The sequence below is a fragment of the Arachidicoccus sp. genome, from assembly GCF_050436765.1.
Lineage (GTDB): Bacteria > Bacteroidota > Bacteroidia > Chitinophagales > Chitinophagaceae > Arachidicoccus.
On sequence record NZ_JBNQGD010000416.1, the window covers coordinates 1 to 13,539 of the forward strand.

Annotated in this window: 6 protein-coding genes; 1 reads left to right on the forward strand and 5 read right to left on the reverse strand. The window is 37.0% G+C overall.

What is annotated here, in order from left to right:
- Positions 1 to 118: 118 nt before the first annotated feature.
- From ACQR30_RS17230 to ACQR30_RS17240, 3 genes are all read right to left on the reverse strand, one after another.
- Positions 119 to 991 (reverse strand): hypothetical protein, encoded by an 873-nt coding sequence (locus ACQR30_RS17230; protein ID WP_429737024.1) that lies wholly within the window; start codon positions 989 to 991, stop codon positions 119 to 121.
- A 21-nt stretch (positions 992 to 1,012) separates the two neighbouring features.
- Positions 1,013 to 4,150 (reverse strand): SusC/RagA family TonB-linked outer membrane protein, encoded by a 3,138-nt coding sequence (locus tag ACQR30_RS17235; RefSeq protein ID WP_429737025.1) that lies wholly within the window; start codon positions 4,148 to 4,150, stop codon positions 1,013 to 1,015.
- A 129-nt stretch (positions 4,151 to 4,279) separates the two neighbouring features.
- On the reverse strand, positions 4,280 to 6,355 hold the full coding sequence (locus tag ACQR30_RS17240) for a hypothetical protein (RefSeq protein ID WP_429737026.1): 2,076 nt from the start codon (positions 6,353 to 6,355) through the stop codon (positions 4,280 to 4,282).
- A 689-nt stretch (positions 6,356 to 7,044) separates the two neighbouring features.
- Here ACQR30_RS17240 and ACQR30_RS17245 point away from each other — a divergent pair.
- The gene (locus ACQR30_RS17245) at positions 7,045 to 7,968 is read left to right on the forward strand and encodes a helix-turn-helix domain-containing protein (protein ID WP_429737027.1); all 924 of its coding nucleotides are present in this window, start codon (positions 7,045 to 7,047) and stop codon (positions 7,966 to 7,968) included.
- A 15-nt stretch (positions 7,969 to 7,983) separates the two neighbouring features.
- Here ACQR30_RS17245 and ACQR30_RS17250 read toward each other — a convergent pair whose 3' ends face one another.
- Both ACQR30_RS17250 and ACQR30_RS17255 read right to left on the reverse strand, forming a co-directional pair.
- On the reverse strand, positions 7,984 to 10,176 hold the full coding sequence (locus ACQR30_RS17250) for an alpha-galactosidase (protein WP_429737028.1): 2,193 nt from the start codon (positions 10,174 to 10,176) through the stop codon (positions 7,984 to 7,986).
- Between the two features lie 34 nt (positions 10,177 to 10,210).
- The gene (locus tag ACQR30_RS17255; protein ID WP_429737029.1) at positions 10,211 to 13,537 is read right to left on the reverse strand and encodes a DUF5107 domain-containing protein; all 3,327 of its coding nucleotides are present in this window, start codon (positions 13,535 to 13,537) and stop codon (positions 10,211 to 10,213) included.
- Between the last annotated feature and the right edge of the window lie 2 nt (positions 13,538 to 13,539).

The window sequence follows — 13,539 nt, forward strand, 5'->3', positions numbered from 1 at the left end:
TAAGTATTTTTTACAAGAACTTAGAAATATCAACGGAGTAGCAATTATTAGAAAAAATATATATACACTTTTCATTATTATTTATTTATAATTTTAAATTCGGCATCATAAGAAGCATCTAGTCACTATAAGGAAATACGACAGTTTTAAACCTGTCCGCTCTCACGGTATCTGGAATAAAAGGTTTTGTCTCCCAATAATAAGCAATGGATATAGGGAGTCTGCAATTATTAGAAGTATGATCGAAAATAATAAAAGATAAAAAACCTTCACTTATATCGTTGCTGTTATAAATGGCATTATCAGTTGTACAGTAAGGATAAATGGTCGTCGTATCATAAGAATTATAGATTAATTTTACACAACTATAAACCTTCTCACCATAATTTGGCTGTCCTGGATTAATAGAGATTGGGGTCCACGACAGATAAACATTAAAATTATATGAGATCCCAGTTTGAGAAGAGTTTGAAGTCCTAGCAACATTCATTTCCACATTTTGGGGGATGAATCCGTCAATATTGCCCCCACCTCCCCCTCCAGAGGGAGATAAATTAAGTGTATAATTTGCTGAGGATGATTGACCATCAAGAGTACTTACAGTAATCTTGATATTGGAACCATTTGCCACATTAGGTGGCAAAGTAAAAGTAGAAGAGTTGGTAGAGTAAGGGTTAATATTGCCTGACATTGTATAATTTGTATATAAATTTCCGTTTATATAGACTGAAACATATACATATTGAGGCGATTCAGGATTGTCCCAATCAAAAGAAAAGTATATTTCAGGACCACCATCAAAATAATAATCTAAAAGCAAATTCTCGAAAGAACTATTTTGAGTGTTGCTTTCTGTAACATTGTTTGACTTGTTTGTTGTAGTTGAGAAATTTTTCAAATTTTGTTTTCTGCCATCTACATAACTAGCTTTGTAGCATCCCAGAAGGGAGATATTAGACACAAATATCAAAATTAAAATATAGTTTTTCATTACTTAAATTATTTTTTATGCTTAAAAATTAATATTCAATCCCAGGTTAAACACTTTTTGAATAGGATAACCGAATCCCTGGCCAGCCATTTCAGGATCCCATAATTTGAATGGGCTAAACGTCAGTAAATTCAAACCGCTAAAATAGACACGCATGTTTTCCATACCCGCATGCTTGATCCATTTCTTGGGAAGTGTACAACCTAGTTCTAAAGATTTCAATCGCATAAAACTACCGTTTCGTAGCCACCAAGTACTGGTCTGTTCATTGTTTGTTACATCTGTTGTGGACAAACGCGGATACAATGCGTAAAGGTTTTGATTTTCTTCAGACCAATGATTGTTTGCATATGCCTGTAACAATTGCGCATTATTTACAAAGGGAGCCGTACCATATATTCCATTAGCAACATCTGTTTGTGACGTAGGGTTTATGAAAAATGATTCTCTTCCCAGTCCTTGGAAAAACGCACTCAGATCGAAGGCTTTGTATCCAACGGAGAAACCGAAACCATATATAATCTGTGGTGTAGTAGGCAGACCAATGGGTACCTGGTCATCCGAATTAATCACCCCATCTCTGTTCACGTCTCTGTATTTGATATCTCCACCTTGAGGAAGCGCATTACCTCCAAACAATTGTGTAGGTGAGCTTGCGGCTTCTTTGTCATCAACGAAAAGCCTTTCTGCTATATAACCGAATTGTTGATTAATAGGTTGACCTGATCGGAACTCATATGGATATTTATATTCAGGCTCTTCTAAGTGACCTATTTTACTGGAAGTAACGGTTAAATTACCCAATGCAGAAACCCATAAATTTTTTGTAAAAGTTTTTTTATAGTCCGCACTCAAATCAAGCCCTTTTGAAAAAGCCGTTCCCAGGTTTGCTTGTAAGTTAGCTGCAGCAGAGGATTCTATCCCTACTGAAACCGGAATGTAACCTCGAGGAATCAAAATATCGTACCTGTATTCATGGTAGATCTCCGCGGTGATATTCAGATCTTTAAAAAAGGTTGCTTCTATAGCAAGATTCGCTTTTTGCGACTTTTCCCAGGTTACATCCGGATTTGGATAGGCTTGTATACTTGTACCATGGAGTGTAACACTATTTGTGTTTCCAAAAGTTGCACTAGGGCCACCATCTGGGGTTACACTAGATAAATAGAAAAATCTTTGACTTCCAATATTATCGTTACCCACTAAACCATAGCTACCTCTTATTTTTAAGCGGGTGATAACATTTTTAATGCCGCCATTCCAGAAATTTTCATTAGAGATAACCCATCCCGCACCAACGGTGGGAAAAAATCCAAAACGATGATCAGGAGCAAAACGTTCCGAGCCATTATAGCCAAAATTGAATTCTACAAAATATTTATTGGCATAGGAATAAGCAGCTCGACCAGACAATCCAAGATTACGATACGGCAAGGAACTTAAAAGGTCACTTGCATCCCCATATTGCGTCTGTTCTCTTGTGCCAATTAAAGTGGCACCAATATTATTTTTACCAAACGTGCGGCTATAATCTAATGTCCCCTGCATATATAAATAGGTATATACGGTTTTAGTTCCAGCATTATAACCTAAGAATTCCTGTGCTTCGCCGGGCAGATTATTTAGCCAATTGAGGGTATAGCTTCCACCTTGTGGATCATAACTACCCACATCGTAATAAAAAGGTTTATAGGAACGGCTAAGGTCAAAATAAGCATACCGATTGGTGCTAAATATCCCCTTAAATTTTAAACCCGGTGTAATAAAATCAAGTTTCTGATTCAGCTCAAATTGAGCGGACATTCTTGACTCGGAATAAGATTTATAACCATCCATCAAATCTGCATATGGATTATCCAAAAGACCACCTGTCAAACTCGGATTATTGCCAAAAAGAATGTGATGGGTAAGTAAATTGGCGCTATCTGGAAGATAGAATGCAGGGAACGCAACCGGATTGGCATGTAATGCTTTAATATATAAATCAGTTGCCAACCCGTCTGTGCTACTTGTAATTGGTCCTGTATAATCATTGAAATTACCCCACAAACGCACTTCAACATCTGTCGTAGGCGTTACGTTCATATTGATATTCGCCCTCAACTGATAATTTTCGAACTTCATTCCTGAGTTAAAATTATTAACCGGATTGACTTGTAAAATACCATTATCTCTGGAGTAAGAGCCTGCCATATAATATTTAGCAAACTGATTTCCTCCACTTACGTTAAAATCAGCACGATTAGTCGTTGTTTGATTTTTGAAAAGTGTTGACATCCAATCCACAGCAGGGTAAACGTAAGGATTATAACCAGGGCTTTTATTTATAGTTGCTTGCGTATTAATAATATAGTTGGGGGTATAAAGAGGTGTGGCTAAAGGATTGCGTGTAGTAAGTGCTTCATTATAATCTTGCATATAGGTTATAGGATCTGCAAGTTTAATACTTTTAGTAGGCTGGGATATGGAACTTTCTGCCCTGACACTCACCTTAGCTTTTCCGGTTTTCCCTTCTTTTGTTGTAATAAGTATAACACCATTTGCGCCACGAGCACCGTAAAGAGCCGCCGCACTAGCGTCCTTCAGAATAGAGAAACTGGCAATATCGTCCACCTGCAATCTTGCGAGATCATTCGCACTTAGTTCAATATTATCTACCAATATCAGGGGACTGGCACTATATCCCAGAGTAGTAACTCCACGAATAAAAAATGAAGAATTATCGCCGCCTGGTTGACCCGATCTCTGAAAGGAAATCATACCGGCTACCCTACCTGCTAAAGCATTCGTCAGATTACTGGAAGGTATCTTTAACTCACTGGGATTTATGGAGGTTACCGAGCCGACAACGGCTTCTTTACTTTCTTTTCTACCATAGGCGGTTACCACGACGTCTTCCATATTAGCATTTGACATCTGCAATACGACATTAACTACGCGGGTGTCACCGGTTACGGTAACTTCTTTGTCTGCATATCCAACATAGGAAAACTTCAGCGTCACACCTATTGGAATGTCTAATACAAACTTTCCATTGTTATCTGTGAAGGTGCCCCCTTTGTGCGTAGTCATATTTATCACACTTACACCTTGCAATGACTTTCCGGTCGAATCTTTCGCAGAGCCTGTAACGGTAATAGTTGCGGCCGATTGCGCCATAGTCCTTTTTGGCAAAAAAGTCAAAAACACAACACTAAAAATCAGACAAGTAGTAAATGAAGAGTAAACGCTTTTAAAGCTTTTCATCATAATTATTTAACTTTTGAAATAAAAAATATCTATAATTCACTAGCGGATTCGAAATTTAAAAATAGCCGCGTCTTTAGGTGGCATTTTTACAATTTGTTGATGATTTAAAAAACCTATGTCTTCTGGGAAGATATTTTGTAGATTTTCATGACCTATATCTCTATCCAGACCTAGTCTAGTTAATGGTAATTTTAATTCTTTCAACTTATCGCTATAGTTAAAAACCGCGATATATAAATGTTTACCAATAACCTTTGTAAAAATATTTGCAGCGTCCTGCCCCGTGTTTGCTTCAACGGATCTGAAAGGTTTTCCTCCTGCCATAACTATTGAAAGCAGTTCTTTATTTTGTAAAAGCTTTTGTGCAGTACTACTCCACTTTCCATTCGAGCTGTAGTCATCTCCGGTGATTAAAGAACCGGTAACAATTGCAGAAGCAAGTCTTGCTCTGTTTTCACCATCAGAAACGTCATCAAAAACAACATGGTCAGCATCTAAAAAATTATACATTTCTCCAAGCCACCAACCATACGTGGTACTATTTAAGGTGTAAGCAGTTTCATCTATTCTTTTAAAGGCATCACATGCAATCCTTCTCATATGTACATACCGCGCCGTCGCCAAATTGGGAGAAATAGCGGCATAAACCAGCATCTTACCATCTAACTGCCTGTCAAGAAATTCCATGCCTTCTTTGAAAGCTTCCATACCGGTTTGCACATGTGCATCATAATAATGATCAGCCTCTAAAGTTGCATGAGCCAAAAAATCTATCTTAATCATTTTAAAGCCGAGCTTTTTGAAGAGATTTGTGTAGTAAACAATTCTCTGTTTTGTTCCAGGGCTTGTGGGATCCATTGCCCGCCCTCCATCTACATCCATCACATGTCCATTTACTTTAGTCCAACACTGTGCATATGTATAGGTAGAACCTTCTACTCTTCTATCTGCCTGTTTCCCCCAATCGGTAAAAGGTGCCCAATAAATACCAGGCTGGAATCCTTTCTCCTTGCAGTATTTTACAAACTCTTCCAACGCTTCTGTATTACCACCTTTTTCTCCCTTTGTCATTTTATCCCAATAAGAATCCAGGTCAATAAATAAGGTTCCTCCTTTTGTTCGAAAGATTTTACAACTATCATGGAAGAAATCAATAACACCTTTGGCTTTGTCTAAGGTCAACTTGTCCTGAAGCACGCCCCAACTGTTCCAACCCATCGGTGTATCGCCTTTCCAATCAAAAATGTAATGAGGTTCTGCGATGGTATTACACCTACCAAAAGTTTCCATACCTTTTCTCCAATCATCAAAATATCCTACCAATATTTTGGGTGATGCACTTATGGAGTCATCTATAATTACACTTCCATGGGCGCGCCCGTCGTGTGTAATTTTATTATCTGTATAGCCGGCAAAAGCGGTAAGCGTAAACTTATGTTCAGTTAGCGCCTTTATTTGAACAGCAGATTTCCATACATCATGTTCAATAGAACCGATTACAAGCCCGTTATAATTGTTATTATTATAAATGGCAGAAACCTCACTACTTTTAAAATGTGCTGTATCCAGGCGCTCCGCGTTATATCTAACCCACATATCATTATCAAATGGAACAAATAAAGCACGATTATCACCTGTCTGATCAAAGCTGACATTCTCTGAATGTAAAGGGCACAAAAAATTCTCTGCTGCACCTCTTCCAATTATTTTCAATTGAGCAAGAAAATAATTCCTATGTTTAAATACAAAAAATTCCTGGAGCATTTTAATACCAGTTTCATTCTCCCGTATAACCGTATATTTCAATCCCGAACCATATTTATTTTTAAATGGCTTTTTAGTATTGCTTTTATAGTTAAATGACTGGCTATTCCCATCAACCTTACCCTTTACCAAGCTATAAGCATCCTGAATCTTAGCTAATGAATTAAAACGAATAGAATAATTCCCAGCTTTTAAATTATATTCGATCCTGCTATTATTGCCGAATGGAATAGTCAATGTATTATCACCCGTCTGTGCAAGACCTGGAGTCATACAAACGAGAAAAAAGGTCAGCAGGCCCCACTTAAAATAGCTTAATTTTAATTGAATTTGACTAATGGATTCCATCATTTAAGTAAATATTTTAACAGCAGTTAATCAATATTTGGTATTCATATGCCTATAACAAACATTCGTAAACAAAGAAATATAGAATGTATTTCTCCTCCTCCTTTGAATAGTCCTATTAGGCAAGAAATACACATTATGAAATACTAATTTCTATTCGGATTCAAAATATAATGTACAATCTGCTCATCTTCCTATATTTTGGGCACTTATCTAAGTCCGTATTTCTTTTAAAAATTGATACTGAAATTCAGATGCGAATAGTTTTTTTCATCTATCCTATACTATACTATACTATATATCAAAGGTAACGGAAAATTAAATAAACAACCAAATAAATGTGAACAAAAAAATAAAATTTTCTAAAAAATCCGAAGCGTTGGCAAAATGAATGCTCTTTCACTAGTTAATATAACCACAGCCTTTAAAAACCAAATAAAGAGCCCCTACACTTTAGCTAACAAATCCTATTTAAATGATTAGACAACGAAGGCCTTCTAATTCCCATGATTTATCATAAGACAAATTTACCATGGATTGCGTAGGGTAAAAATGGACTATATTTATAAAGGAATGGATTATATTATCATTTTTAATTCAGAAGCATTATTTTTGAAATGAAGGAAGCAATAATCCTTACTTGCAGAACAAAACTCCGATATCATCAATAGTTCATTTTTCAAATAAAAACATTGAGAACAATCCCCAAAAATAAAAAAGCATATACAGCTGCCCAAGTTGAAAAGCACCTAGAAGAAGGATTTTTAGGCCAAAAAATGATCGTACTACCGCCAAGTATAGAACAGCTGATCCTGAGTAACCCCATCACTAAAAACTTCTTTCTGACGGCTATTGGATTCTATCCAAATGCATCTTATCATCATATAGAAAGAATTAATGGTTGCCAAGAGTATATTCTACTTTATTGTGTTTCCGGAGAGGGAAAAATTTTTATTCAGGAAAAGGAGATTGACATTCAGCCTAATACTTATTTTATTGTTCCCAAAAACACTGCCCATAAGTACGGTAGTTCATCCGCTGTACCCTGGACAATATATTGGATACATTTTAGTGGCACTTTGGCAGAAAACATATTCAAACATTCTTTCTCCAACAAAAGACCTGGCGTACAATTATTGGAATACAATGAAAACAGAATCAATCTTTTCAATCAAATCTATCAAATGCTGGAACACAGTTTCGAGGAAAGAGATTTAGAGATTGTAAATATCAGTTTATATTATTTTATCTCTTCCATCATTTATAACAAAGAGATAAATGCGGAAATGTTAGATAATGATATTGTCAGTAGCTCTATAAAGTACATGAAATCTAATCTGGACAAAAAACTGGATATCGTGCATCTAGCCAACCAACAGAGTATTTCAACTTCCCATTACATAAGACTGTTCAAACAAAAAATGGGCTTATCGCCCATTAATTATTTCAATCAATTAAAAATACATCAATCCTGTCAATATTTATATTTTACGGATAAAAGCATTAAAGAAATATGTGTAAAATTAGGCTTTGACGACCCCTATTATTTCTCCAGACTATTTAAAAAATTAATGGGGATTTCGCCTTCCATTTATAAAAAATCTTACAAGCAATAATCCATTTTACACTTTTTATTTCACAGCCATAATTGACAACACCACACTTGACCTGCCCGCGTTGACTTGAGGGTTAAATCCCACCGTCATCAGAAAATTTCCCGAATAATCCCTGGAGTCTTCAATAGTCGATTTTGTGCCAGGATAAAGATTTATCTCTTTGACTTTGTACTGTTTTCCAGCGTCCAACCCTTTTAACTTTATAGGCAGATGACTAGCTGCATCGTAGCGATTATTGACCAGGTAATTAAATAGAACGCCTTTAGTTTTTGCTTCATTTAAATACATCACTGCTGCGACATCATTATCCCAAGGATTAGCCAGACGGTACTGATTGCCATGCCATACGATATCTTTGAAACCATTGTAAGCTTTGATTGCATTTTGACAAAAAGTCAAATCCGCTTTATTTAATTTCTCCACAGGAATATCAAAGCCAAGCTTACCCATCATGGCCACATCTATTCTATATTTTAATGGTTGTTTGCCCCAGTTGGTTACGTGATTCGCGCTTGCTATGGCGGGATAAAAATAGGAATAAGCAAACTGTATATAAATGCGCTCCAAAGGGTCAGTATTGTCACTTGGCCAATACTCCGTAAAATATTGAAGTGCTCCATAATCCACTCTTCCGCCTCCACCGGAGCAAAGCATCATAGGAAAATTAGGATATTTACTTTTAATCCTTTTAAGAACATTATATAAGCCCTGAACATAATCAACATAAAAATTGGACTGATATTTTTCATTGGCGGAATATGCATTGAAAATGACTGAATTGCAATCCCATTTTATATAAGCTAATCCTGGATTCTGAATAAGCAACGAATCTACAATATTGAATACAAAATTTTGTACCTGTGGGTTACTTAAATCAAGTACTAATTGATTACGCATATAATGTTCTGGTCTGCCCGGCTGTTTCACCACCCAGTCGGGATGCCTTTCGTATAATTCGCTCTTAGGGTTGACCATTTCCGGTTCTATCCAAATACCAAACTTAACTCCCGTTTTCTCAGCTGCTTTCTCAATGGCAATAATTCCATTAGGCAATTTCTTTACGTTGGCTTGCCAGTCACCGAGTCCGGATCGGTCTCCGTCGCGAGGATACATATTACCAAACCATCCATCATCTAACAAAAATAAATCAACGCCCAACTTTTTAGTGTCGCTTAATAAACTTTTGAGTTTGTCTTCATTAAAATCAAAATATGTTGTTTCCCAGTTGTTCAGCAACGTATAACGACCAGCATTTCCGTCTTTTAACTGATAATCTCTTGCCCAGGTCTGTAACTGCCGGCTGGCAAGCCCCTTACCTTGTGTAGAAAAAGTATATAGAAATTTAGGCGTGGTTAAAACTTTATTGGGCTCCAGTACATAATTAGAAGCATAATTGTTTATTCCGGCTATCAATCGCAGATTATTAAGGTTATCTAGTTCCAGGTCTATGCGGTAATTACCTGACCATTCCAGTGAGCCATACAGAATATCTCCCTCATCTTCACTTGACGGTTTATCCAAAGAGACCATAAAAACCGGTGGTTGAAATAAATCAGCTCTTGTACCTAATTTACTATCCAGTGTTTTAATACCATGGGTCAACTCAGAGGTTTCGGGCTGCATTTCTTTAGCCCAGTCTCCATGAAACTGCGTTAACCAAAATGATTTCCCTTTGATATAAAGATTAGCAGAAGCAAATTTGTGCAAAATTACATTTCCTTTTTCCCCTTGTTGTATTTCACTCCATTGTTCTACCACATTTTCTTTAAAATACGTTTTATAAAACAAAGTTACCCGAAAAGGATAAATGGGATCTTTCAGTAAAAGAGAAGTAAGCGCCACATCTTCATTTATTTTTTTTGTTTGATAGCTTACAAACTTTAAATCCAATGAATTGTTTCCATCAGCATGTGAGACACTTATGGCAGGCTCAAATAAATTCTGTGAACCAGACGGTGTATAGGCCGCATCGGCCATACCGGAGTAATCAGTACCTTGATGATATTGACCTCCTACCAAATCGTATTCATCTGAGTTATGTAACCTCTTCCCAAAATAAACCATATGCAATTCTTTGTGTGTACCTACCTGCAAAACCATTGCTGTATTACTTGTCTCAATGGGTATTGTCTGAGCCGAAGAGTTCTTAATACCTAATGTAATTAGCCCGAAAAAAAATAAAGATATACGAATGCGAATGCTTCCCATAGTTGAAAATTTATTTGTTTTAATTATCAGTTATTTAAAATGATAAATGTGTATATGCGCCAGCATGGCTATTATCGATTACCAATGCTTCTTCAAAATATCTGAATGCGGTTGCTATTCCTTCCAACCCAAGAACACCCAGACCCTTTAAAAATAGGCAATGCACTTTATTACGTTGTTTTAAATCTGAATCAAAAATTAATAAATCAGGAAGTGAAACTGCAAAATAATCAATAGCTATCGCCGTATCAATATGCGCCTCTGCATAAGAAATTAGTTTAGAGAACATGCTATTTGCTTTTTCTTCCTCACCCAATTTTTTTAAAGCCATCGCCCGATAAAAATATTTATCCGGCTGTTGATCGTTGTAATACATTGCAGCGGACAATTCACTTACACCTATACTGGCTTTTTCAAAATTCTCTTTTGCTTTCTCTACAAGTCCCTGCCTCTCATAGGCACAACCCAACCAATAATAAATATCATTTTCCTGCGCACCATACAACTTCCCTTCCCCCAGGTTATGAGGATAACTATCGGCTTTAGCCTGATTTAATAAATCAATGGCCTCGCCAAATTTATTTTCTTTTATATTTTTTCTTGCTAACTGAATTAAAGCAAATAAATATTGTCCGGAAACCTTTCCTTCGCCACCTTCCCAAGGATGAAAATGCCTTTCCATTAATAAAGACAGTGCTTTTACATACTTTCCGCTATAATTATATAAGGACACTCTTTCTAAGTAGGTGTCATCCCTTTGATTTGTTATTGTCCCATTTTCTTCCAAAAATGACAGTCTGCTTTCTGTTGAATAATTCAATTTTTTGTATAATTGGTCCAATTCCATCAAAATGCGCGCATCGGTCTTATCCATAGAAAATGCTTTCTCAAAATAAGCCAAGGCCTTAATCGCATCATTTTTTTTATTAAAATAAGCAATACCTAAATTGCGATAAACGGTCGGAAAATTTGCGCCACGTTTTTCTGATAGTTCCCAATACTTTATGGCATCCTCATATTGACGCTTGTCGTAAAACAAGTTGCCTAGATAATAAGGAGCCTTACTATCAGAAGGATTATTTTCAATAGCAAACTGCAGTACACTCACGTCCTGCAATCGGTTGGGAAAACAAAGATAAGTCTCAGCAGAAGCAGCTTGCAATAGATGTTGTTGAGAAGATTCGCTTTGATGTGGATAGAAATAAGCAAGATAATAGTGAAACATAGGATACTGCTCATTTTCTATGCGAACAGTGCCAGCAATACTTAACAATTCAATGGCTCGCGTCGTCATGCCGGCATCTGCATAGTCCAATGCATATTCTATAAAATTTTGGACATGGCCTCGAGATAATTTACGCAGGTCTTCCATGATCTTTATCGATTCATTGGTACTTCCCAATCTCGATGCAATAATTGCTCGATGAAATAATAGCCCAAGATTAAATTTATCTCTTTCTAATCCTAATCGACAAACCTGCAAAGCTTCTTCCAGTTTTTTCAATTCCGCCAAAGCAGCTGCTTTCAGCAAATAAGCTTTACTGTTATTGACGTTGTTATCAATGGCCTCATCCGCGTGTTCTACAGCCAATGCATAATCCTGACGCAGCATATCTATCTGCGCTACCTGTAAAAAGCCACCTGCTTTCCAGGCAACACTCCATGTCGATTTGAAAAAAGCATCATAGGCCTCATCATTTCTTTTTTGATACTTTAAGCACAAGCCTAAATTGTAGTAGGGTTCACTATCATAAGGATTGGGGTTTCTAGCGGTAATAGTGGATATGGCTTTTCTAAAATAAGCCTCACACCGAACAAACTGCCCTCTGCGTAAATACCACAAGCCAAGTGCATTGTTATTGCGGACATCGGTGTCATCTCTTCTCAAAGCCTCTTCATAATACGGAACCGGACTGTACGTGGCATGACGGTATTGCTCCAAATGCTGACCAGTCAAGAAAAGTTGCTCCAAAGATTTTATTTCTTTAGGCTGCAAGGCAGGCGCTGCTGCTTGCGGCATTTCATTCTCCTTATTTAAGATAGGCTCATATTTCAAGAGCTGCTTATCAGCCGCATTTTTAATGACAATTTTCACCTGTTTTTCATCATACAACTTTTCAATAGTCACTTCTGTCACAAAAACCTTTTCAGGAAGAATTGTCGCTTGTTCATCCACCAATTTTTTACCATCATAATATAAAAGAATTTGCGTATCTTTTTGCTCGGATGTTGCATGGACTTGCAATACCAATTTATCATCCACATTTTTAACCGCTACTAGTATATCTTTCGATGCGTTTTTCACCATACCTAAGTCGTGGTAAGGCATAAAATATTGCGTAAATGTTTTGGTCTCAAAAGGCATCAACCAGGAAAAGTCGGGTTGATTATCTGTAAAAACACCAGTCATTAATTCTATATAAGGTCCATCTTCATCTGTCAGGTTCCTATCCCAGGCCCTTCCAAAATCACTATGACCCCAAGTCCATTGCTTCTTGCCCGGTGACCTATGATGATCCGCCACGTGCAGCAAGCCTCCTTTCGAATCGTGTTCATAACCGCCTACAAAATCATAGTCAGAATTGATAGCCATATAAGAAGTGGGAACAGGTATATTTTTATACATAGAAATATCTGTTCCAGGCGAATAATCTACTTTGTAATAAGTTCCCTTAGCTATCGGAAAAGAAGACACATCACGCTTCCCATGGTCAAAAACGGCATTTACGTCCGAAGGAAAAACTGACTGATAATGATCATTTACCTTTACTGCCGGATTGGCCCACCAAAGGAAAGTTTGTGGGAGAGAGGAGCGGTTATATAATTTCGCCTTAATTTCTATATAGGCCGTATCTGGATACAAAGTAAAACTGACCAAAGCTTGCGTGTGAAACATTTTTTCTATTTCATTCATCCAAATAGTTTTACTACCATCCGGATTGTCTGTAATACTAAAATCAACCGGCTCGAACGTACTGGGGCGGTGATGTTGTGGCCAGTTAAATTCTATACCGCCAGATATCCACGGCCCGGTCAACCCCACCAGGGCAGGTTTTATTACTTGGTTGTAATATATAAAATGGCGCTGCTTTATTTTATCATAAGCCATCTGAATGCGTCCACCCAACTCGGGTAGAATCAATAATTTGATGTATTTATTTTCCAGATATAACCCGATATAGGTTTTGTCAGCTTTCTTATCTGAAATCTTCTCAATAATCGCATTGGGATATACAACGCCGCTGCTACCCTGATAAACACGTTTTTCAAAGAACATCGGATTCTTATCAGCTTTACCAACACCATAGGTGGGTATCACTACTTCTTCCTGCCATACTTTTACCGATAGTTGATCCATCATTA

Bases quoted from the DNA above. Each gene is read 5' to 3' on its own strand.
- ACQR30_RS17255 (WP_429737029.1), bottom strand. From the start codon at position 13,537: ATGATGGATCAACTATCGGTAAAAGTATGGCAGGAAGAAGTAGTGATA.
- ACQR30_RS17230 (WP_429737024.1), bottom strand. From the start codon at position 991: ATGAAAAACTATATTTTAATTTTGATATTTGTGTCTAATATCTCCCTT.
- ACQR30_RS17250 (WP_429737028.1), bottom strand. From the start codon at position 10,176: ATGGGAAGCATTCGCATTCGTATATCTTTATTTTTTTTCGGGCTAATT.
- ACQR30_RS17240 (WP_429737026.1), bottom strand. From the start codon at position 6,355: ATGATGGAATCCATTAGTCAAATTCAATTAAAATTAAGCTATTTTAAG.
- ACQR30_RS17235 (WP_429737025.1), bottom strand. From the start codon at position 4,150: ATGGCGCAATCGGCCGCAACTATTACCGTTACAGGCTCTGCGAAAGAT.